The following is a 22,281-nucleotide window of genomic DNA, read 5'->3' on the forward strand; positions in this document are numbered from 1 at the left end:
GTGAAGTAGAATCTGAGTTAAAATAACAATGTCATAAAAAAATAAATTATTATCTCGATCGAATATGTTAATTAAATGTACAACTCGTCATATTAGAATTTATACCGCAGAAATCAAAGACAATGAGTTAATTCCTTCTAACCAAGTATTGACTCTTGATGTTGATCCTGATAACGAGTTTAATTGGGATGAAGTCGCTTTGCAAAAAGTCTATCGTAAATTTGATGATTTAGTGGAAAGTTATAGCGGAGAAGATTTAACCGATTATAATTTACGGCGCATTGGTTCAGATTTAGAAGTTTTAATTCGTAATCTTTTAAACCAAGGAGAAATTACCTACAATCTCAATGCTAGAGTTCTTAACTATAGTATGGGTTTACCCAGAGTTGATGCACCCGAGTCAGAAGGAAAATATCAGCTGACTAATTAATAATTAAATATTGACAATTGACAACTATTGCACTAATTTCCAACAAAATAAAATTTATCTTTATATCAATGAATATTTTATTACCCCTAGAGGGTTTTTTTTTGCTAATCGTTATAGGAATTATTTTTTACTTATTAACTCCTCGTCGCTATCAATCTTCGGATTCAGTAGCTAACTCTTATGATGAATGGACTGAAGATGGCATTTTAGAGTTTTATTGGGGTGAACATATCCACTTAGGACATTATGGTTTACCACCAAGAAAAAAAGATTTTCTACAGGCTAAAACTGATTTTGTTCATGAGATGGTGAAATGGGGAGATTTGGATAAGTTACCTTCAGGTACTACGGTGTTAGATGTGGGTTGTGGTATCGGTGGTAGCAGTCGCATTTTAGCAAGAGATTATGGTTTTGCGGTAACGGGTATCACTATCAGTCCTCAACAGGTGAAAAGAGCTCAAGAATTAACTCCTCCAGAGGTAAATGCTAAATTTCAAGTCGATGATGCGTTGGCACTTTCTTTTCCTGATAATAGTTTTGATATAGTGTGGAGTGTTGAAGCGGGTCCTCACATGGAAGATAAGGCTTTGTTTGCTAAGGAGTTAATGCGAGTTCTTAAGCCTAATGGTATTTTAGTTGTAGCTGACTGGAATCAAAGAGACGATCGATCCATACCCTTAAATTTTTGGGAGAAATCTGTAATGAAACAATTATTAGACCAATGGTCACATCCTGCTTTTTCTAGTATTGAAGAATTCGCAGAGCTTTTAACTGCCACCAGTAGAGTAAAAGGGGAAGTAATTACGGATGATTGGACAATTCAGACTCTTCCTTCTTGGTTAGATTCTATTTGGCAAGGTATTGCAAAACCATCGGGATTAATTTGTTTTGGGGTGAGTGGTTTTATCAAATCTTTACGAGAAATTCCTACCATTCTATTAATGCGTATTGCTTTTGGCTTCGGACTTTGCCGATTTGGGATGTTTAAAGCAGTAAAATCTTCTTAATCGAGAATTTTGAGATGAAAGTTTTTCACTTTTCTCTACCCTCATCAATAAAATTAAATGCAAACTAGCTTAATATAGGATTTTGTTATAACTTCTATAAGTAATTAAATTAAAAACAATGAAAATAAGCGATGATACAGGAATAGTTAAAAGAATATCTCGCTGGGTACCGGGTATTATTACTTTTCAGAATTACAATTCAGCATGGCTACAGTCTGATATTCAAGCTAGTTTAGCCGTGGTAGCAGTAGTTGTCCCTGTGGCGATCGCTTATGCAGAACTAGCAGGATTACCTCCTGTTAATGGTTTATATGCCAGTATTTTCCCCTTAATTGCCTATGGTTTTTTCGGCTCATCTCGACAATTAATTGTTGGTACTGATGCGGCTACTTGTTCTCTGGTGGCCACAACTTTAGCACCTTTAGCTAGTGGAGATATAGAACGTTATATTTCTCTATCGATGGTATTAGCGATTTTAGCGGGAATTGCATCTATTGGAGGAGGTATAGTAAGGTTAGGATTTTTAAGGAATTTTCTGTCCAGACCAATTTTAATTGGTTATTTGAACGGTATTGCTTTAAGTATTATTCTAGGACAGTTGGGTAAACTATTTGGATTTTCTTTGGAATCTAAAGGATTTTTTCTAGTTTTATGGGAATTTTTCGGCAAACTCGGACAAACTCACGGGTTAACTTTAACTATCGGATTGAGTATTTTTATTCTTCTACGGATTCTCAAAAAAATAGCTCCAAAAATCCCCTCTGCACTTATTGCTGTTACGATCGCAATCATAATTTCTTTCCTATTTGACTTAGATCAACAAGGGGTTGCTATAGTGGGAACTGTGCCATCAGGTTTTCCACCCTTAAAAATACCTCAACTACTAGAAACAGATATAATTTCGTTAATTATAGGTGGAGTAGGAATTGCTTTTGTTAGTTTCAATAGTGCGATGGTAACAGCAGAGGCTTTTGCCATGAAAAACCGTTATGAAATTGATCCTAATCAAGAATTAATTGCTTTAGGAATGGCGAATATTGTAGCTGGTGTTTCTCAAGGATTTGCCATTAGTGGTACAGCGTCTCGTACTGCAACTAATGATTCAGCAGGAGGAAAAACCCAGTTAGTGAGCATTATAGGCGCAATAATGATGATTTTCATACTCCTATTTTTCACGACACCTTTAAGTTATCTTCCTATCAGTGTGTTATCTGCTTTATTGATTGATGCAGTATTAGGATTATTGGATATAAAATCTCTCAAAAATCTTTATAAAATTAGTCTTCCTGAATGGCGTTTGTCGGTGTTGACTACCTTAGGTGTTATTTGTATAGGGGTTTTACAAGGTGTTTTAGTTGCCATTATTTTAGCAGTAATTCAATTGTTATATAGAGCCTCTCGTCCTAATGATGCGATTTTAGGAATAGTGGAAGGGAAAGATGGTTTTCATAATATTGAACGAGAAACCAATGCTAAAACTATTGATGGATTAATTATGTATCGGTTTGAAGCATCTCTTTTCTTTTTCAATGCAAACTTTTTTAAATCCAGAGTTCTGAGTATAGTTAATAACACGATTACAGATGTAAAATGGTTTTTGTTAGATGCTGAGTCTATTTCTAGTATTGACTCCACTGCTACCGTAAAATTAGAAGAAATATGGGAAGAATTAACCAAACAAGATATTATTTTGGTAATTGCGCGAACCCATAGTTTTACTTATTCCATGTTAGAAAAAACTGGATTGACCAAGATCATTGGAGAGGAAAACTTCTTCCCTACCATTAGTTCAGCTATTTCAGCTTTTCATAATTCTTAAGGTAAGATGCATCTAAGTTAACTAAACTTCTGACTAGCCGCATAATTAATTGTCACTGGCTCCATAAGTAAGAAACAAGGTTTAACAGTTGTATTGTCAAAGTTATACCATAATAGTTAAGACCGTCATAACAATGGTGTACTAAAATACTCAAGTCTAAACTTGGTTCTGAGGATTAATGGCTTCATGATTGACGAAGTGATAAATCACTGTCCCATCTCCAGAAAAAGGCTACCGTTTTGGGTTTTGACCTGTTTCTCATTCCTCGTCTCCCTAATCTGTTTCTTAAGAGTCTGAATAAATTAGAAAGCTATAAAAATTAAGGGTAAAGATTAGAGATTTAATATATTAAACCCCTAAATTTCCTAAAAAATGCAGATTTTTGACATCACATTATTATATAAATAAAGTATTTTATCAATTAATCGTGTTACTAAGATAAACCCCTAACTCGCTAGTATTTCTTCTGTCTCCTAACTCTTCTCTCTTCTCTCCATCAGAAAATCATGAGATAACCTGCTACTTATCTAGTTTTCATGGTAGCAAGTCTTGCATTTTGATAATAATGTCCTAGAATTTGACGGTAATCAACTCCGTTTTGTGCTAAATAATATGTACCCCATTGGCTTAACCCTAAACCGTGTCCAAATCCTCTACCAGAAACCTGTAAACCATTGCCTGCTGAAGAAATTCGGAATAAGGTACTTCGCAAATCTAAGGCACTTCTTAAATCACTTCCTGCAACGGTTTTAGTACTACGATCGCCAACTATTTGCATAGTGACAATTCTACCTTGAGGGGTGATTTTTTGAGGTACTAAAGCACGAATATTACCTACACTACCTACAACTCTACTAATACTCGAAGGGGAAACTGTTTTATTCCACTGAAAAACTGGTGCTGTTTGATCATAATCAACAACTCCTCTTAAATAAGGGAGAGGTGAAATCCAAATATCTTCCACATTTTCTGTATGTCCTCCTGACGATGAATGGAATACAGCTAGAATTGGTTGATTGTTATAAGTCATGATTTGTCCGTTAGTAGATTTTACGGCTTGGTGAGTAGTGGTATATTCACTACCCAATCCTTTATATACCTGTGTGGCTGTTGTCGTGTCTAAGTCAAAAACGCTATTTTTACTAGTGTTGCGTTTATATAAAGCATAAGTACGAGCGGCGACGGCTTGGGCTTTTAAGGCTTCTTGAGGCCAACTTGGAATTGCTTCTGCCCCTACTACACTATACAAGTAATCTTCTATATCTACATGATTGACAGCGGTAATACCACTTCCTTGACGACTTAATAAAACTCTACCACGATACCATCGATCGCCAATCCAAATAACACCATCACCACTGGGTTCTAACCATATACGATTTGAGTTCCACTGTGCTAAATTTACGTTGCCACCATTTGCTTTTGCTACAAATGAGTTCATTCCTTCTACTTGTCCAATAATTTGTCCTGCACTATTTTTAATTAGAGCGGGGGTTGAACTACCTATTTGTAGATTATTAACACCTTTTTTGATGGCTACTCTTAATTCTAAAGCAGCTTGAGCGTACGTCGTGAAAATCAACCAAAATAGAGCTATCAAACTTAATTTAGAAATTGTTTTTAGGATAAATTTTTGCCACATAATCATTCAATATATTTTTTGTTGATCCGTATTTTGATGGAATTCAATTCCAGTTAATTTTGATCATGCCTATGAACATATAACCAAAAATATAGATTTTGTCAATAGTATTTTTAATCTACTTCTCTTTTACAACCAAATCATCAGTAAAACTTATATGACAAGGGTTGAAGGAGAAAATACGAGATTGAGGCACTATCTAGCCAGATTACAGAGAAAAACCCTTTGCTATTCCAAGTCTGTCGAAATGCGGAAATATTCAATCTCACTTTTGATTCATTATTTTAAATTCCAAGATATTCCCATACCTTATCGAGGTGAGGTGCGATCGAACTCTCCCCCCAAAGACGATCGCACCCCTTAACCACATCAACATTAATTCATAAGGACGATCGAACCTTTAACCATATCAAGATTACTTCATAAGAGCGATCGAACTCCTTCCCACTAAACGATCGAACCCCTCCAAAAGATGATCACATCTCCTTAACCAAATTAACATTACACTATAGTTAGCTAAAATAAAACTTCACTAGACGATCACACTTAACAAAGTATATGATTTATTATGTCTTGATATTTAGATAAGTTGACTTCAGACTTTTCGTTATAGTATTACTGCATAATTGTTGTTGATAAAAAATAATAGATCTCTTGCAAAATTATAATGAACATAAAAAGATGATAGGATAAGACAAAATATTAGCAATCGCCTTTAATTTAATTAAAGAAAATAAGTGCCTTTATACAGTTAATCATAATTCTTGCTTATATAATTCTCAACCTAGGAAAGTAAATACCCATTGGCGATAAAATACACAAATTAATTTACTGGATTCTTTAATATAGTTCTTAAATAATAGCTATGTCTTTTTTCACTATTTCATAGTTATAAATTCCCGCAATTAAGTTGAATCTTAACCCAAATCTTTTTCTTTTATTTCTATATTTTTCTGATAGTATTCTAAATATTTTAAGTTTTCTATTTACATGTTCAATTACGATTCTTTGTCGATTTAACTCTCTATTTTTTCTTTTTTCTTCTTGGGTTAACTTTCTTTTTTTTGTTTTCTTTTTTGGTATTTCGCTTAATTTATGAATTTTTTCTATACCTTGATAACCTTTGTCTACTAAACACTTTATTTTTTCACTTAATGGTAATCTACTGTTTTTAAAAATTTTAAAATCATGTTCTCTTCCTCGTCCATTTACATAACAAATTATTTCCAAGGTATCTTTATTAACTACTAATTGTGCTTTAAATGTATGTTCCTTCTTTTTGCCACTATAGTAAATTTTTTGTCTTTTTTTTGGTCTTTCGATTGCTATTTCAGTAACATCTATTAATACTGCCTTAATTTCATTCTCTTTTTTTATCAATTCTTTTTTACCACCTAGGGAAAAATAACCTGATTTGAGCAAGATTTTTTCAATTTTATGAACTGTTCTACAAACCGTTGATTCTGAGATATTCCAGTACTCTGATATGTGAAAATAAGTTCGATATTCTCTCAAATATTCCAAGGTTACTAAAATCTGCTCGGACACTGTTAATTTGCTTTTCCTTCCTCTTTTGTGATTGTTTTGTTCTTTTTTGACTATTTCTACTAAAAGATTATAGGTTTCTTTTTTTACTCCAAATCTCCTTTTAAACTTTTCTGGCTTTAATTTTTTTATTCTCTCAAGTTTCATAATTAAATCTTATACTTAAGGTATCCTCCATCGCCCAAAATTATAGATTATTCTGGTTAATCCTATCTCGTATTTAATTTTGCAAGAGGTCTAATATGGGACTAAAGAAAAAAGTATTTGCGAGTAAAGCGGAACAACAAAATTACTATAAAATAATAAGAACATGGGGTAAAAAGTTTAAAGTCTATCATAATATACCTTTTCTAAATATTTTTACTATTGATGATGTTATTCTTACAGAACAAGATAAAAATAATTTAAAAAAAACGAGCATCGATTATATTATTTGCAATAATTTTGAAGAGCCTATACTTTGCATTGAATTTGATGGTTTTTGTGAAGGAGTCAATAAAAATTTAGAATATAAACCTTCACGACAAATTGGTGATTGGAAAGATGATTGGCGAAAAAAAATCATCGAACTGAAATTAAAAGTTGCCGATCACTCAAATTTTCCTTTTTTTGTTGTCAGCAGTAAAGAGTTTAGTGATTTAGATGAAAATATACCCTTAACAATTATAGATGGAATAATTGGCTCTCTTGCTTCCAGTAATTTAGCCAGAGAAAGATTTTATCAATATATGAAAGATCCGAATATTTTTGAATTTAATGAGAATGAAATACAATTACATGAAAATATAAAAAATACGATACCTCCAAAAAATCCGACTACGTGGTACACATTTTTTTTATCAGCAATGGAGGCTTCAGAAGATCCAATTAGAAAACAAACTTATGAAATGCAAACAGGAATTGATTTTAGTTGCATAGCAGAGTTTCATATACATAAAAATTTATCATTTGAAGAAATGTTAACACATCCTATTTATGCAAAAGATAAAAACTATTTCAAAGATTGTTTTCCTAATGGATTAGTAAAAGGAACAGTTGTTATGTATATATTAAAAAACAATAAATGCTACGCAACAAACATCGGAATTCATGACTTTCAAAGTCAAGATTTTTCTAAATATGATATGGAATCAAAAATTGCTCATTTAATTACCGTTAATAAAATAATAAAAACAAATCATTAGTGTTGTTATAGATCAACCAAATCATAGTTTTAATAATTAATCATTAAATTAGTAATACAACTGTTATTTAAAATATATTTCTATAATAGTTAATAAAAAAGGGGTTTTAAAACCCCAAATTAATCTTACTTCATATCAGCGATCGCACCCTTTGCCATATTCGCAATAGCCTGATCTGTAGCCTTGGGTAACTGATAGTAAGTACCTCCAGCCTGTTTCGCCAACTCCTTACCGAAGCCAGTAGAAACAAACTTCTTCTCCGTGTCGATAACCAACAATTTCATGCCCATAGCACGGATTTTCGTGGCAATATCCAACAATTCCGCCTTAATATCGGGTTTTTCCCCTTCCTCAAGGGTTTCACCCAACGATCGAGCTAAAGGAATATTACCCCTTCCGTCCGTAATGGCAACGATGACAACCTGTCCAATATCTCCCGACATCTGCGCATTTACCCCCACATGAACCGCCTGAGTTAAGGCATGGGATAAGGGCGAACCACCACCGCAAGGCAGAGTTTCTAAACGGGTACGGGCTAAAGTAATGGAACGAGTAGGAGGTAATAATACGTCCGCCTGTTCACCTCGGAAGGGAATTAACGCCACTTGATCTCGATTTTCGTAGGCTTCCGTTAATAACCGCATTACAGCACCCTTTGCCGATTGCATCCGATTAAGCGCCATCGATCCTGACGCATCCACCACAAAGACGATTAAAGCCCCTGCTTTCCTTGCAAGGCGTTTTGACCTCAAATCTCCCTGTTCCACGATGACACGGCGATTAGGATTGCGTTCCCTGCGACTTTTTTGGTAGGGTGCAGCCGCCCTCAAAGTGGCATCAACGGCTATACGTCTTACCTTACCTCTTGGTAACATGGGTTTAATATAGCGTCCTCGATCGTCACTGAAAATCATATTACGAGCGCCTGATTTACCCTGTCTTTGCATTTGTTGGGCAAAATATAGCACACTGGGATCTAATATCACCCCTTCCACATCGAAAATAAATTCTTCAGGAATTTGAGGAGTATTATCTTGTTCTTGATTTTCATTATCTTTGTTCTCATCTTCCTTTTCCTCCTCTTTTTCTTCTTCCCCTTCATCCTCACCTTGATCTTGGGGTTGTGGTGGTGGTGGTGGTGGTGGGGGTTGCATTTGGTCATCAGGGGGCTGTTGTTGCATGATAGTCGATCGAGGCACAATAACCAATTCCACGGCTTTGCGCAAATCATCGGCACTGACGTTATTGCGTCCTTCCAATGCCGCCGCCGCCATAGCTACCCTGACAGCAAAAATCTCCGCTCGATGCCCTTCTACTCCCCCTCGGATGGCTTCTTCTACTAAATATTTAATTTGCTCAGGGGTGATTTTTACTTCTTTGAGCCACTCCCTAGCCAAGATAATCTCGGTTTTGAGAGCGTCCATGTCTTCGTCATACTGCTCAAGGAATTTCACGGGAGATGACGCATAATCGATAACTTGATCCACCGCTTGGACTCTTTCATCGAGGGCTAACACACCATCAGCACTAAGGGCGATAGCAATTCGATCAAGCAAATGTTCTCGTAATGCGCCTTCTTCGGGGTTATAGGTAGCAATTAATAAAGGTTTGCATGGATGCGCAAAACTGATGCCTTCCCGTTCAATCTGATTTTTGCCTTCTGTCAAGACGGTTAAAAGTTGGTTGGCGATTTGATCATCTAACAAGTTGATTTCATCGATATATAAAACCCCACGATGGGCTTGTGCCAACAATCCGGGCTGAAAGACGGGTTCACCACGCTTAACGGATTGCTCCACATCCACCGAACCTAAAAGCCTGTCTTCCGTGACTCCTAAAGGTATTTGTACAAAAGGGGCTTTGATTACTTCTGTAGGAATTTGAGCAGGATCGGTATCGGCGTATTGTTGCCATGTGTCGGTATCCCAATCTTCGGAATTTTGGGGATCACAGTTAAAGCGATTATCTTTGATTACTTCTATGGGCGGTAATAGGGCATGGATTCCCCTCGCCATAACGGATTTAGCAGTCCCCCGTTTACCTGCGATCGCCACTCCCCCCAAACGAGGATCAACGGCGGCGAGTAGTAAAGCTGTTTTAATGGCTTGTTGCCCAATGACGGCAGTTAAAGGAAAATTAATATTTTTAGTGGTTAATGTGGACATTAATATAGACGTTATTATAAATGCGATGTAAAGCTATATTTTACCGTACATGGGGTATAGACTCGATCGAACTCAAAAAACGGTATTAGTTATACAGAGAATAACCTTTAAACTCTATTGATATTTGTTTTTGATGTTTTCAAAATTAGAGGATAAAAACTCCAATCTCTCCACCCCTTCATTGATAAAGTCATCTTTTTTTCTCTTATTATCTTTTTTTGACATTGCTTTCCAATTACTACAATCAAAAGTTAATAATGGAAACCATTTTCTTGGTAATTGATGATATAATGTCATATTAGGATACTTATTTTTCCAATCCTGATAAGTAGGATATTGAATATCCACAACAGTTAGATAACCACAGGAATATAAAGAATACAATACTGTTGCTCTGGTATATTGGGATGAATAAATAGAGTTTTTGACAATAAAATTGTCTAAGTCTGATTTACGGGCGAAACTTAGGTCTAAAATACGATAAGAGTTTTGAAGTTGTCCAAAATCATTTAATGTCACCCCTATTTTTTCAAATTCAAATCCAAATAATTCCGCTACTTCTATAAGAGTATTTTCCCAATTCTGATAGAGATTGACTAACATACAAAAGTTTACATATATTTCATTTTTAACGCTGTAACAACAGATTTTCCAGTTTCTAAAATTTCTAGTAAATCATTATTTTTTTTAGATTCTTCATAATTTAATTCAGCTTTTTTAATAGCAAAATCCACAAAATTTAAACTAACTTTGTCTAAAGATTCTTGTAATAGATACCATGATGTAGTTATATTATTCCAACAGATATTTTTATAGCCTTTTTGTCTTAATAATTTTTGTGTTTTTTTGTCTAAGGAATTAAATTTTTCTGAGTTTCTTTTTTGACATTGTTTATAATTAAGACCATCAAAGAATTTATTATTTTTCATAAAAATTATAGTTTTCCATATTTTTTCTGATATTGCATAGCAATATTTTGAGCTTCATTAATTATTTCTTCGGCTTTTTCTAAGTCTTCCCTCACAGATTCTTTTGATACAGCTCCAATTTCTTTTAAAATAACATCATCAGCTTTTTTTACTGTTCCAAAAATATGTTTAAATTGTTGTATAAGTTCACTTTTTGACCAATCCGTTAACGTTTTCGTAAAAGAAGTCAATTTCGCTCTTAAACCAAAATTTTCTCTATTTAATTTTTGATTAATTTCTGCTCTCTCATTTCGTTCTAAAAAGATTTTGACTAAAGTCTCAGAAGACATAGTTATTTGTCCAAGATTCACCCATTCTTCTAATTGTTTTTTACTTAAACAAAGTAAATTAATTTGTTTTAAATTAGGATTTTTCTCAATAATTGCTTGTTCTAATTCATTTCTTTTCATAGTTGACTAAGTTATATAGCAATTCTCGTTTTGGTGAGGTACAAAGATTGTCGTTGAAAGGTAAGAGGCAATAAAAAAAGTACCTCATAATTGTAAAAAACGCTATATTCAATTTGAATCAGTATTTTATAACTACATAGTATCACGCAAATACTTAAAATGTTATAGAATCTATTTATAGCGTTTTTCATGGTTACGGGGTACAGAAATAAAATTAAAGTTTCCCTGATTATAAGGATTTAAGCGTACCTCATAACGGTAGAAATTGCTATATATATTTCTGGCGTAAATAGTTATGGTATTACTTATAGCTTGTGCTTCATTCAAAAAATGTTATGATAAAAGGCAATTAAGATCGATCGACAAATTGATAAAAAGTGAGCAAAATTTACTCACTAAAAATCTTATTTTTTTATAAATTTAAACCCTCAGTTAATTTATTCTTAGCAATAGTTAAAGCCTCCTCAACTTTACTGCTATCTTTGCCTCCAGCTTGTGCTAAATTAGGTCTTCCACCTCCGCCTCCACCGCAGATTTTTGCAATTTCACCGATAAATTTGCCAGCTTGAAGTTGTTTTTCTTTATAGACTTTTTCACTAAAAGCGGCAACTAAACTCACTTTATTTTCTTCAGGAATTGATGCTAAAATCACGGCACTTTGTCCTAATTTTTGTTGTAACTTTTCTGCTGTTGTTTGCAAAGATTTTGCATCTAAATCTCCTAAATTAGCCACTAAAATTTTGAATTCCCCAATAGTTTCAGCTTGGTTAATTAAACTTTCAGATTTTAATAAAGCTAACTCTTGTTTCACATTTTCTAAATCTTTTTGAGTGGTTTTTAATTCACTTTGAAGGTTAGAAAAACGATCGACAATTTCCTCTGGTTTTGCCTTTAATTTATCGCATAATTCTTTGACAACTCCATCTCTGACTTTGAGATATTCTAAAACTGACGCACCTGCAACAGCTTCGATACGTCTGATACCAGAAGCAACCCCCGTCTCCGAGATAATCTTAAATAAGCCAATTTCTGCGGTATTATTAACATGAGTGCCTCCGCATAACTCCATGGAAACGCTAGGAATATCGATAACACGAACTTCTGAGCCATATTTCTCCCCAAACATCGCGATCGCACCTTTAGCTTTAGCCTCATTAATGCCCATAACAGAAATATGAGCGTCGTGGGCTTCGGCGATCCAAGTGTTGATTAAATCTTCAACTTGTTGTAATTGTTGCTTAGTAATAGGTTGTGGAGAATTAAAGTCGAATCTTAACTTATCAAAGGATACCAAAGAACCAGCCTGAGAGATGTTTTCATCGACAACTTTTTTCAATGCTGACTGTAAGAGGTGGGTTGCGGTGTGATTGGCTTTAACTCGGTTACGACAGGCTTTATCAATAGTCGCGCGTAACTTTTGCCCAATATGAATTGTACCCCTTTTTACTGTACCATAGTGGACGAAAAAGCCCGATTCTTTCTGCACATCTTCGATCGATACTAACACATCTTCTCCTGCTAAATAGCCTCGATCGCCGATTTGTCCACCAGATTCCGCATAAAATGGAGTTTTATTCAAAATTAGTTGAACTTTACTACCAGATTCAGCTTTTTCCACCGATTTACCCTCAACTAATAACGCCTCGATGTGACTTATTAACTGATATTCGCTATAACCTAAAAATTCTGTGGGGTGGATATGCTCTGCTAACTTATCTATGCTACCCTGTACCGTTAAATCGATCGTTTCATGGGCAGACTGCGATCGAACCCTTTGAGCTTCCATTTCCGCTTCAAAACCAGACACATCAACGGTTAAACTCTCTTCTTCCGCAATTTCCTGAGTCAATTCGAGGGGGAAACCATAGGTATCATAAAGGGTAAAAGCATCCTCACCAGAAATTACGGTTTTTTGCTGACTTCTGAGTTTAATAATCACCTCATTTAAGAGTTTTTCGCCCCTTTCGAGGGTTGCTAAGAATGCCGATTCTTCCCGTTGCAACTCGGTTTTAATTAACTTTTCTCTTTCTCTCGTGTTGCTGTAAACCCCTTCTAAGAGTTGTATTGCCGTTTCTGCTACCTCAGTGATAAAATTCCCATCGATCCCGATTAAACGCCCGTGACGCACCACACGACGGATTAGACGGCGCAAAATATAGCCTCTTCCTATATTAGAGGCAGAAATACCATCGGCTATCATCTGAACTACTGAACGCACATGATCACCGATAACCTTTAAAGATACCTTAGTATTTTCATCCACTTTGCTATAATCAATATCCGCTAACTTCGCCGCCGTTGTGATGATAGGGAAAATCAAGTCCGTTTCGTAATTATTCGTCACTTGTTGCAGAATTTGTGCCATTCTTTCTAACCCCATACCAGTATCGATGTTTTTGTTTTGCAGAGGGGTTAAATTGCCTTCAGCGTCTCGGTTATACTGCATGAAAACCAAGTTGTAAAACTCGATGAAGCGGGTATCGTCTTCCAAGTCGATGTTATCATCCCCCAATTCGGGCTTAAAATCATAGTATAACTCAGAACAAGGACCACAAGGACCAGTTACCCCTGATTTCCAGAAGTTATCTTCTTCTCCCATGCGAATAATCCGTTTTTCGGGGATTCCCACCTCATCACGCCAGATAGCGAAAGCCTCATCGTCTTCCCTAAAAACACTGACAACGATTCTTTCTGGAGGTAGTTGAAACACTTTAGTTGATAATTCCCACCCCCATGCGATCGCCTGTGACTTAAAGTAATCACCGAAGCTAAAGTTACCCAACATCTCAAAGAAGGTATGATGCCTAGCGGTGCGCCCTACGTTTTCAATGTCGTTAGTACGGATACACTTTTGCGAAGTCGTAGCACGGGGATAATCGGGGTTTTTCTGCCCTAAGAAAATGGGCTTAAATGGAAGCATTCCTGCGATCGTCAGTAAAACAGTGGGATCTTCTGGCACTAAAGAGGCACTAGGGAGGATTTTGTGTTGTTTTTGGGCGAAAAAGTTTAAAAATTTCTCTCTGATTTCGTTTCCTGTTAAAGAAGGAGGTTGTTTACTCATAATTAAAATTAAATATTAATTCACATTACACGGTTGTCTCTCTATTACTATTATTGCTAATTTTCGTTGCTATCATAACAGAGGTAATTAGAAAGGTAATAAAAAAATAAATAGTATTGAGATATTTAGATATGAATCGATTAGCACCGAAAACAGATACATTAAAGCCTTTGTTTGCTAAATCAGGGAATCAATGTGCATTTCCTAAATGTCAACATCCATTATTTAATCACAAAGGTCAATTTATCGCCCAAGTCTGTCATATAGAAGGAGCATCAGAAGGTGGAGAAAGATATAATCCAAACACTGATGATGAATATCGCAGAAGTTATGATAATCTTCTGATTCTTTGCTATGCTCATCATGTTGAAACAGATGATGTTAAAGAGTTTCCTGTAGAAAAGCTAAGACAGATGAAAAAAGAACATGAATCTAAGTTTGAAAGTTTAAATTTTCATGTTGAAAAAGAGGATTTACAAAAAATTGTTGATGAAATGAATCAATATTGGGATGATATAGAAAGATTAAATAAAGTTGATCATAAATTTTTTGGTACGGAGTTAGAAATGGAGATTGATGTGAAAAAAAATTTTTTAGCTCTTGTTGATGATATAAAAGAAGAAGTAGATGCAATTGAAAATCTTTTAAAGATATTTGCTGATAGCGATCAAAATTTATTGAATGATTTAGAACAACTTTTAAAGAAAAAAAATATAGATATAAGTATATTTGATGATGTTCCTTATTACGAAAATTCTTTTTTTAATAGAAATTGGGAAGAACATAATTTAGGTTCACATAATTGGATAAAAAGATTAAGAATAGATTTGCTACATTTAGAAATTAAATATTTAGAGTTACAGCTCATACTCAATAATGATGAAATTTTTAAAGACAGACTTATAAAAGCAAAAAATATTTTTCAAGAATACGCACAGAAAGCAATTCATATAGACTAAATATCACTCTGCAACGATGAGATATTGTCAGAACAAAATTGGAATTATATCTGTTAAACATTTTCAAAAAATTGATTGAAAAGAAAAGTAATGCTTAAACATACAATTATTATTTAATGGAGTGATGAAGATAACGGTACTTTGAAAAATTTTTAATCAAAAACTGCTTGAAATCCTCTCAGATTAAAGCATTTACGTCAACACTATAAAAATAGCTGAAACCCTGGTTATAAAAGGAAAGGCTATCAATCGAAGTAAAGTCTTTGATTAATAAAGGTTTGAAACTAATATTTTGATATTTTTTTGTTTAAGTACCGATAACTGTTTTGTGGTTTTTTTACCTGAATTTAGTCAGAATGTTATGCAACCTGTTACTCATGGGGAAACCGATGAAGAAGCCTTAAAAAATGGGCAAGAAGTTTTAGAGTTAATCATGGAAGAATATCAAGAAGATGGTAAAGATTTACCTCAGCCTAAAACCTTTGTTTTTGCTTAAATTTTAGTTATAAATAAATGAAAATAGAATCTTTAAAGAAAAAAGAGCTTGAAAATTATTGTCAAAAATATGGTATTAAAATACAAAACAACAATTATTAGAATTAATTAATCAGGATAAATTTAACAAAATTAATAATGCTATTAAACAAGGAAAACAACTAGAATTGTTAATATCGCAAATTCATTTACTTTCAGAAGAATACGCTTCTCAATTAAAAATACAAATTGATTTAAGAAAAGAAGAAATGAAAAATGATGATAGTTCCCATTATTTAATTTATAGAGTTTTAGGGATAACCAGTCAAGAAGGTCAAAAAATAGATGAATATCAAAATATTGGCAGGTTTTTGTATAATTATGCTGGTTCTTTTTTAGAAGAAGTTGCCTCTTTATGTTTATTATTTAACAATCCTCAAGGAAGAAAAATTACTGTAAAAAATTCTTTTGGTACAAAACCAAAAACTTTTGAAATTGATTTTTTAGATGGCAAGGACGCTATAGAAATTAAATGGAGAGATGCAACTACAGACGGAGATCATATCACAAAAGAGCATACAAGGGTAAAAGCGATCGAAAATCATGGATATAAACCTATTAGAGTAATGTTTTATTATCCTCAAAGAGAACAAGCTATCAATATTCAACAAACCTTAGAAACGGTTTACAAAGGCGTAAATGGAGAATATTATGCCGGAGAAGAAGCATGGAACTTTATTAAAAGTCGTACAGGATTTGATATGAAACAGATTTTAATAGATATTGCCGATCAAAAAACACCAGACAAAAGTTAAATTATGGAAAAAATAATTAAGGGAAATTGTCTTGATGAGTTACAAAAAATTGACTCAGAAATAATTGATTTAATTTATTTAGATCCGCCATTCTTTACTCAAAAAAAACATTCTTTAACCACTCGTGATAATAACATAAATTATGAATTTGATGATGTATGGAATAGTCTAAGTGATTATTTATTAATGATGGAAAAATGTTTGATTGAATGTAAAAGAGTATTAAAAAAAACTGGTAATATTTTTTTACATTGTGATAAATCAGCTTCTCATCATTTAAGAGTGTTATTAGATAAAATATTTGGCTATGATAATTTTAGAAGTGAAATTATTTGGTCTTATAAAAGATGGTCAAATTCTAAAAAAGGTTTACTCAATTCTCATCAAACTATTTATTTTTATTCTAAAACTGACGATTTTAAATTTAATACTATTTATAGTGATTATTCTCCCACAACAAATGTTGATCAAATATGGCAATTACGAGAAAAAAATAGCTATGGAAAATCAGTATATAAAAAGGATAAAAATGGTAATATCATCTTAGCTCAAGAGAAAAAAGGCGTTCCTTTATCAGATGTTTGGGAAATACCTTTTTTAAATCCAAAAGCAAAAGAAAGAGTAGGTTATCCTACGCAAAAACCTGTTTTACTTTTACAACAAATTATTAATATTTCTACTGATGAAGGGGATTTAGTTTTAGATGCTTTTTGTGGAAGTGGTACAACTTGTGTTGCCGCCAAATCATTACAACGTAGTTTTATTGGAATTGATATATCAGAAGATGCGATCGAACTTACTAAAAAAAGATTAAATGAGATGATTATAACTAAGTCTGAACTTCTGGAAAAAGGAAAAACAAGTTATATAGAAAAATCAGAAGATGAACTATTTTTATTAAAAAGTATTAATGCTATTCCAGTACAAAGAAATAATGGCATTGATGGTTTTTTGAAAAGACAATTTAATGATAAACCTATACCCGTTAGAATACAAAAAAAAGATGAAACTTTAGAAGATGCGATCGAAGCTATTAATCATTCAGAACAAGCAAAAAAATGTGATTTAAAAATAGTTATTCAAACAAATAATTATCGTCAGTTATTTCCTTTAGAAGACAAGAAAATTCTCATTATTAAATCATATGAATTATTCATTAACGAAGAATTAAACAAAACAAGTATGATAGCTTATAATCAATCAAATTAGAATTGTATCATTTATTCATTGCTAGTTTCGATCGCATCAATAACTTGCTTAACAATTTTAGGATGTAGAGTTTTACCACCATGAAAAGGAATAACTACTTTTATGTTATCTTTTTGATAAATTCGATGACTTCCTTGACTTCTTCTCAAAACAAATCCAGTATTAAATAACAGTTTTTCTGATTCTTTAGCATTAAGACGAGGTAATTTAGGCAACTTTAACCTCCACATTAATTAGAGAAATTTCTTTCACCAATAATGCTTGTTTTTCTTCTTCTGTAACAGTAGATAAATATAATTCTATTGCCTCTTGAATATTAGCTTTTATTTCCTCGAAAGAATCCCCTTGACTTTGACAACCTTCTAATTGAGGGCAATAAGCATAATAACCATATTCATCTTTTTCAATTACGGCACTTATTTGATAGCGTGTATTAATCATACAATATAATTGATTACTAACTTTAATTGCTAAAACTGTTGTAATAATAACTTGAATAAACGATCGATTGTCAGTAAAACAGTGAAATATTTAGGCACTAATGAGGTACTAAGTAAAATTTTGTGTAGTTTTTTGGTAAAAAAATCTAAAAATTTCGATCAAATTTCGTTGTTTCTTAGGGAGGGATATTAGTCATAAAATATTATCAATAATAGTCTTATTTCTTATTATTGCTGATTTTTTTTGCTATCATAAAAGCGAAAATAGAGCAAATCAAGAAAATATAATGATTAATACCTAAAAAAATTCGAGAATTAAAGAGTTTATTGAAAAAAGAAGGTTTTGTTTATCGTACAGCTAAAAGTAGTCACACTCGTTGGTATCATGAATTATTATCAGAAGATCCGATCACAATATCAGGAAATGATGGTGATCATGCTCAAAAATATTTAGAAAAACAAATTAATCAAAAATTAGCTAAATTAAAAAGAATAAAAGAGGGTAAATAATTATGAGTAAATTTAATTATACAATTACTATTCAATGGAGTAATAAAGATAACTGTTTTGTCGTATTTTTACCTAATTTTAAAAATGAAATGCAACCAATTACTCATGGCAAAACCTATGAAGAAGCCTTAAAAAATGGGCAAGAAGTTTTAGAGTTAATTATGGAAGAATATCAAGAAGATGGCAAAGATTTACCTCAACCTAAAACCTTTGTTTTTGCTTAAATTTTAGTTTTACAGCAGTTTTCAGATTAATAAACCACAAATTTAATGATAAATATAAAATAGGCATTACCTATAATCTTAGAGTGTAGTTTTCCAAATTGAAAAAAAAGCGCTGTAAATCATTATTTGTATAGTATTTTATGTCCAGTAAAATTATGGAAATAACAAGTCGTGAAAAACTGCATCAACAAATTGATAATTTACCTGATGATGTTGGACATAAGATTCTCAAACAAACAGGAAGTAATTACAAGAATATTTTGATTTAGAAAATCCCCGCTATATCATCAGACAAACGGGGAAAGTTTCAATAGGCAAAGTTATGCTAAAACTAAAGAACTATTCTCAGAAAATACTCCTGAAGAATCTAAGTTCGTACTCAAGGCTTGTCCATTTAATTCATAGTTATTTGGTACAGGAATGTTTCCTTGTGTCCAAACACCATTGAAACTAAAAGAAACTGAACCGTTTATCGGAATTTGTTCATTCCAATTCAGGTTAGAAACGGTATATCGATCGTCTGTAAGCTGTTTCTGTTGAGCATTCCAAAGAGATTTGATCGAGAATTGACTATCAAACTCTAAATTCCAACCATTGATCACGGTTTCTGCATTATTGCTAATAGTAATTGTACCAGTAAAACCATTATTCCACTGATTCTCTACTCTGAAATCCACCAAAATATCTCTTGTAGTTGAAGATAAATTGTCATTCGATTCTGAGTTTTCAGTTTCAGTTATCGCCGAATCAAAAGCAAAAAGTGAGGTTTGAGAATCATTATTTGATGTAGAATAATTCAAGGGTGCAGTAGCTAAAGAAGTTTGACCAGACAGAAGAGAATTTAAGAGATCTTGTTTATTGGTGTTAACCGTATTCCAATCATCATTAAGAATACCTCCAGTATCCGTAGAATTAGGATTCCAAGACCAAAATGTCCAATTGATACCGTCATTTCCTGTTCCTAAATAGTCTATCAGGGTTTCTAACCATTGTCGATCGGACGTTGTTTGTAGTTTTGTACCAAATTCTCCTAATAACACGGGGGCAATCTTTTCGTTGTGAATATATCCCCATGTTTTGTCCCATAATTCAGGTAGATTATTGGGATAATCGCCACTATTAAACCACGATTGGGGATACACGGAAGACGGATAATCATGAGGTGTATATACAAGTCGATCAGCTACATCAAGACGCACAGGATGATCTTTTGCACCAGCTAAGTTACCACCCCACCAATAATTTTCTCCGTTATAGCTTTCGATACCGCCGACAAAAATTAACCAATCAGAATTGACGGAAAGAATACTATTTCCTGCTCTTTCTGCCGCTAATCGCCAATCTGTGGCAAGGTTTCCACTTCCCCAGGTTGCACTACCGTGAGGCTCATTATGCAAATCTGCACCGATAATAGTATTATTTCCCGCATAACGTTGGGCTAACATTTGCCAATCGCTAATCCATCTTGCTTCTGAGTATGATGAGGTGTACCATAAAGAAGATTGACCATCTGCACTAGGACGATGTCGATCGAGGATAATTTTTAAATCAATTTCCCCCGCATATTCAACAATTTTATCCATAATTTGCAGTCCATTTAATCCTTGCAAATCTTGATTAAAACTATAATTAATACTTTGAGGAATACTACTCGCATCAAAAATTTGATTAGAGAAAGGTAATCGGATAGTGTTGTAACCAAGATCTTTCATTTGATCCATCATATCTCGATAATTTCTCGCCCATAATCCATGAGGTGCAAAATCACGAGTTTCTAAACCAAACCAATTTACCCCACTGACTCGAAATACTTCACCGTCTGGATTAATAATTTGATTCCCGCTAGTTTGCCAACCACCTTCACTCACAGGAGGAGGAGTTAAAGGAGGAAGAATCGTTGCAATACCTTGGGCATCTTGTAAAGTCGCATTGACAGGAGAAGACAGATTAAGATTAAATGTTTCGTTTCCTTCTGTTATATTGTCATTGAGAATGGGAATTGTAATAGTTTTTGTGGTTTCCCCGGCATTAAAAGTTAATTTACCGGCGATCGTATTATAATCTAAACCAGCTAAAGCAGAACCATTTTGAGTGGTATAATTCACTTCTACTGTTTGCTGACTGGCATTACTAAGGGTAACGGTAAATATGGCATTGGGGTTATCTCCTTCTCTAACGGTGACATCATTAATACTAAAACTCGGTAGAGGTGGTGTAACTCCTCCTCCTCCATCTAATGAAGTTCCATTGAAGGTGTAATTAGTAGGTTGTGGTACAGTTCCTTCAGTCCATGCACCATTAAAACCAAAGGAAATCGAACCATTGACAGGTATCTGACTATTCCAACTGAGGTTGGATAATTCATAATATCCATTTTGTGCGATATTTTGTTGTGCACTCCAAAGATTAGTAATTTGAAAAGGCGTATTAAAGGCTAATTTCCAACCATTGACGGGGGTTGAACCATTATTAGTAATGGTAATTTTACCTGTAAAACCGCTATTCCATTGATTTTCAACATTAAAATTAACGGAAATGTTGCCCTCGTTGATAGGTGGCGGTGGCGCTTGATCATCATTGATAATTGTACCAATAGCTTGATTATCAGCGATCGTTGCCCCTATGGCATTACTGAGGTTAAGTAAAAAACTCTCATTGGCTTCAAAGGAAGTATCTCCATTAATGGCGACACGAATAGTTTTAGTGGTTTCTCCAGAAGCAAAATTTAATATACCTGATAAACCTTGATAATCAATATCTGCGATCGCTTTGTTATCTCCAGAACTATTATGATCGGCAGTGGCAAAATTCACCGATACAGTTTGATTACTAGGAGAACTTAAGATAAGAGTATAGATTAAATAATTAATGCCTTGGTTGCCTTCTATGACACTGGCATCGGCGATGGTGATAATAGGTAGAGGATTAGGATTAACAGGATCGATCGAGCTACCATTTAGTATAAAGTTACTCGGTTCATTGACAATGCCATTGACAGGTTTACCGATAAAACCAATGTTAATATTTTGTCCGGGAGATATATTTGCATTCCAAGGAAGGTAACGTACAGTGTATTGATTACCTTGACGACTGACAATTTCACCATGCCAAATATCGGTAATGTCAAAATCGGCAGTAAAAGTCAAAGTCCAATTCTCTAGGGTGAGATTAGTATTATTAGAGAGGGTAAGTTGTCCTTGAAAACCAGAGCCCCAGTTTTGAATAAGGGAAAAATCAACGGTATTAGCCATTGTAGAGTCTCCTAACTAAATAAGTAGATTAATTTTTATTTCGTCACCGTAAGGAAGAATAATCTCTTAGTGACAAAACTAACCCTCTTTTGTTTTTCTTAAGACTTTCGCAAAAATAGTTTTTTTGCATCCCAACCCCCAAGTATAGGAAGTCCTTTGGTTGTTACT

Annotated in this window: 21 protein-coding genes and 1 pseudogene; 11 read left to right on the forward strand and 11 right to left on the reverse strand. The window is 33.7% G+C overall.

Annotated elements, in window-relative coordinates:
• The first annotated feature begins 64 nt into the window (after positions 1-64).
• From GM3709_RS10855 to GM3709_RS10865, 3 genes are all read left to right on the forward strand, one after another.
• On the forward strand, positions 65-430 hold the full coding sequence (locus tag GM3709_RS10855; RefSeq protein WP_066119162.1) for an NAD(P)H-quinone oxidoreductase subunit M: 366 nt from the start codon (positions 65-67) through the stop codon (positions 428-430).
• A gap of 68 nt (positions 431-498) precedes the next feature.
• Positions 499-1,437: a methyltransferase domain-containing protein gene (locus GM3709_RS10860; protein ID WP_144439428.1), complete on the forward strand. Its 939-nt coding sequence runs from the start codon at positions 499-501 to the stop codon at positions 1,435-1,437.
• 118 nt (positions 1,438-1,555) lie between these two features.
• Positions 1,556-3,256, forward strand: a complete 1,701-nt coding sequence (locus tag GM3709_RS10865; protein ID WP_066119165.1) for a SulP family inorganic anion transporter — start codon at positions 1,556-1,558, stop codon at positions 3,254-3,256.
• A gap of 523 nt (positions 3,257-3,779) precedes the next feature.
• Here GM3709_RS10865 and GM3709_RS10870 read toward each other — a convergent pair.
• Positions 3,780-4,898: a SpoIID/LytB domain-containing protein gene (locus GM3709_RS10870; protein WP_066119168.1), complete on the reverse strand. Its 1,119-nt coding sequence runs from the start codon at positions 4,896-4,898 to the stop codon at positions 3,780-3,782.
• A gap of 133 nt (positions 4,899-5,031) precedes the next feature.
• On the opposite strand from GM3709_RS10870, the pseudogene GM3709_RS19150 reads away from it, so the two are divergent.
• Positions 5,032-5,262, forward strand: a pseudogene (locus tag GM3709_RS19150) (IS1 family transposase); the annotation flags it as partial.
• A 488-nt stretch (positions 5,263-5,750) separates the two neighbouring features.
• On the opposite strand, the gene GM3709_RS10875 reads toward GM3709_RS19150, so the two are convergent.
• Positions 5,751-6,590 (reverse strand): IS5 family transposase, encoded by an 840-nt coding sequence (locus tag GM3709_RS10875; RefSeq protein WP_082712913.1) that lies wholly within the window; start codon positions 6,588-6,590, stop codon positions 5,751-5,753.
• A 95-nt stretch (positions 6,591-6,685) separates the two neighbouring features.
• Here GM3709_RS10875 and GM3709_RS10880 point away from each other — a divergent pair, with 95 nt between their 5' ends.
• Positions 6,686-7,627 carry a hypothetical protein gene (locus GM3709_RS10880; protein ID WP_066119171.1) on the forward strand — a complete coding sequence of 314 codons (942 nt, stop codon included), beginning with the start codon at positions 6,686-6,688 and terminating at the stop codon, positions 7,625-7,627.
• 125 nt (positions 7,628-7,752) lie between these two features.
• Here GM3709_RS10880 and bchD read toward each other — a convergent pair whose 3' ends face one another.
• The 6 genes from bchD to alaS form a co-directional block, all read right to left on the reverse strand.
• Entirely contained in the window at positions 7,753-9,792 is a 2,040-nt protein-coding gene (gene bchD, locus GM3709_RS10885; RefSeq protein WP_082712983.1) for a magnesium chelatase ATPase subunit D, read from the reverse strand.
• A gap of 114 nt (positions 9,793-9,906) precedes the next feature.
• Positions 9,907-10,395 (reverse strand): hypothetical protein, encoded by a 489-nt coding sequence (locus GM3709_RS10890; protein ID WP_066119176.1) that lies wholly within the window; start codon positions 10,393-10,395, stop codon positions 9,907-9,909.
• 8 nt (positions 10,396-10,403) lie between these two features.
• A complete protein-coding gene (locus tag GM3709_RS10895) occupies positions 10,404-10,721 on the reverse strand; it encodes a hypothetical protein (protein ID WP_066119178.1) in 318 nt (105 codons plus the stop codon).
• 5 nt (positions 10,722-10,726) lie between these two features.
• Positions 10,727-11,170 carry a hypothetical protein gene (locus GM3709_RS10900; protein WP_066119182.1) on the reverse strand — a complete coding sequence of 148 codons (444 nt, stop codon included), beginning with the start codon at positions 11,168-11,170 and terminating at the stop codon, positions 10,727-10,729.
• A gap of 171 nt (positions 11,171-11,341) precedes the next feature.
• Complete coding sequence (locus tag GM3709_RS20480; protein ID WP_158506718.1) at positions 11,342-11,497, reverse strand: hypothetical protein; 156 nt, start codon at positions 11,495-11,497, stop codon at positions 11,342-11,344.
• Between the two features lie 85 nt (positions 11,498-11,582).
• Complete coding sequence (gene alaS / locus GM3709_RS10905) at positions 11,583-14,231, reverse strand: alanine--tRNA ligase (protein ID WP_066119185.1); 2,649 nt, start codon at positions 14,229-14,231, stop codon at positions 11,583-11,585.
• Positions 14,232-14,362: 131 nt separating this feature from the next.
• On the opposite strand from alaS, the gene GM3709_RS10910 reads away from it, so the two are divergent.
• The 4 genes from GM3709_RS10910 to GM3709_RS10925 all read left to right on the forward strand — a co-directional run bounded on the left by GM3709_RS10910 (position 14,363) and on the right by GM3709_RS10925 (position 17,688).
• Positions 14,363-15,190 carry a hypothetical protein gene (locus tag GM3709_RS10910; RefSeq protein ID WP_066119187.1) on the forward strand — a complete coding sequence of 276 codons (828 nt, stop codon included), beginning with the start codon at positions 14,363-14,365 and terminating at the stop codon, positions 15,188-15,190.
• A 328-nt stretch (positions 15,191-15,518) separates the two neighbouring features.
• The gene (locus GM3709_RS10915) at positions 15,519-15,686 is read left to right on the forward strand and encodes a type II toxin-antitoxin system HicB family antitoxin (RefSeq protein WP_396229683.1); all 168 of its coding nucleotides are present in this window, start codon (positions 15,519-15,521) and stop codon (positions 15,684-15,686) included.
• A 166-nt stretch (positions 15,687-15,852) separates the two neighbouring features.
• Positions 15,853-16,479, forward strand: coding sequence for an ApaLI family restriction endonuclease (locus GM3709_RS10920; RefSeq protein WP_173645713.1), 627 nt, complete (start codon positions 15,853-15,855; stop codon positions 16,477-16,479).
• Between the two features lie 3 nt (positions 16,480-16,482).
• Entirely contained in the window at positions 16,483-17,688 is a 1,206-nt protein-coding gene (locus GM3709_RS10925) for a site-specific DNA-methyltransferase (RefSeq protein WP_066119194.1), read from the forward strand.
• Between the two features lie 11 nt (positions 17,689-17,699).
• Here the strand turns inward: GM3709_RS10925 and GM3709_RS10930 are convergent, their stop codons facing one another.
• A complete protein-coding gene (locus GM3709_RS10930) occupies positions 17,700-17,903 on the reverse strand; it encodes a type II toxin-antitoxin system HicA family toxin (protein ID WP_066119197.1) in 204 nt (67 codons plus the stop codon).
• Positions 17,896-18,129 (reverse strand): type II toxin-antitoxin system HicB family antitoxin, encoded by a 234-nt coding sequence (locus tag GM3709_RS10935; protein WP_066119200.1) that lies wholly within the window; start codon positions 18,127-18,129, stop codon positions 17,896-17,898. Before GM3709_RS10935 ends, GM3709_RS10930 begins: the two co-directional genes overlap by 8 nt.
• Before the next feature lie 305 nt (positions 18,130-18,434).
• On the opposite strand from GM3709_RS10935, the gene GM3709_RS10940 reads away from it, so the two are divergent.
• Positions 18,435-18,638: a type II toxin-antitoxin system HicA family toxin gene (locus GM3709_RS10940; protein WP_255359696.1), complete on the forward strand. Its 204-nt coding sequence runs from the start codon at positions 18,435-18,437 to the stop codon at positions 18,636-18,638.
• A gap of 2 nt (positions 18,639-18,640) precedes the next feature.
• Positions 18,641-18,862, forward strand: coding sequence for a type II toxin-antitoxin system HicB family antitoxin (locus GM3709_RS10945; RefSeq protein WP_066119205.1), 222 nt, complete (start codon positions 18,641-18,643; stop codon positions 18,860-18,862).
• A gap of 320 nt (positions 18,863-19,182) precedes the next feature.
• Here GM3709_RS10945 and GM3709_RS10950 read toward each other — a convergent pair whose 3' ends face one another.
• A complete protein-coding gene (locus GM3709_RS10950) occupies positions 19,183-22,113 on the reverse strand; it encodes a cellulose binding domain-containing protein (RefSeq protein ID WP_066119207.1) in 2,931 nt (976 codons plus the stop codon).
• Between the last annotated feature and the right edge of the window lie 168 nt (positions 22,114-22,281).

The organism is Geminocystis sp. NIES-3709 (assembly GCF_001548115.1).
Classification (GTDB): Bacteria; Cyanobacteriota; Cyanobacteriia; order Cyanobacteriales; family Cyanobacteriaceae; genus Geminocystis.

Coding starts and splice junctions, on each gene's coding strand:
- GM3709_RS10870 (WP_066119168.1), bottom strand. CDS start 4,898: ATGTGGCAAAAATTTATCCTAAAAACAATTTCTAAATTAAGTTTGATA.
- GM3709_RS10935 (WP_066119200.1), bottom strand. CDS start 18,129: ATGATTAATACACGCTATCAAATAAGTGCCGTAATTGAAAAAGATGAA.
- GM3709_RS10900 (WP_066119182.1), bottom strand. CDS start 11,170: ATGAAAAGAAATGAATTAGAACAAGCAATTATTGAGAAAAATCCTAAT.
- alaS (WP_066119185.1), bottom strand. CDS start 14,231: ATGAGTAAACAACCTCCTTCTTTAACAGGAAACGAAATCAGAGAGAAA.
- GM3709_RS10925 (WP_066119194.1), top strand. CDS start 16,483: ATGGAAAAAATAATTAAGGGAAATTGTCTTGATGAGTTACAAAAAATT.
- GM3709_RS10895 (WP_066119178.1), bottom strand. CDS start 10,721: ATGAAAAATAATAAATTCTTTGATGGTCTTAATTATAAACAATGTCAA.
- GM3709_RS10865 (WP_066119165.1), top strand. CDS start 1,556: ATGAAAATAAGCGATGATACAGGAATAGTTAAAAGAATATCTCGCTGG.
- GM3709_RS10860 (WP_144439428.1), top strand. CDS start 499: ATGAATATTTTATTACCCCTAGAGGGTTTTTTTTTGCTAATCGTTATA.
- GM3709_RS10910 (WP_066119187.1), top strand. CDS start 14,363: ATGAATCGATTAGCACCGAAAACAGATACATTAAAGCCTTTGTTTGCT.
- GM3709_RS10880 (WP_066119171.1), top strand. CDS start 6,686: ATGGGACTAAAGAAAAAAGTATTTGCGAGTAAAGCGGAACAACAAAAT.
- GM3709_RS10950 (WP_066119207.1), bottom strand. CDS start 22,113: ATGGCTAATACCGTTGATTTTTCCCTTATTCAAAACTGGGGCTCTGGT.
- GM3709_RS10875 (WP_082712913.1), bottom strand. CDS start 6,590: ATGAAACTTGAGAGAATAAAAAAATTAAAGCCAGAAAAGTTTAAAAGG.
- GM3709_RS10855 (WP_066119162.1), top strand. CDS start 65: ATGTTAATTAAATGTACAACTCGTCATATTAGAATTTATACCGCAGAA.
- GM3709_RS10890 (WP_066119176.1), bottom strand. CDS start 10,395: ATGTTAGTCAATCTCTATCAGAATTGGGAAAATACTCTTATAGAAGTA.
- GM3709_RS10945 (WP_066119205.1), top strand. CDS start 18,641: ATGAGTAAATTTAATTATACAATTACTATTCAATGGAGTAATAAAGAT.
- bchD (WP_082712983.1), bottom strand. CDS start 9,792: ATGTCCACATTAACCACTAAAAATATTAATTTTCCTTTAACTGCCGTC.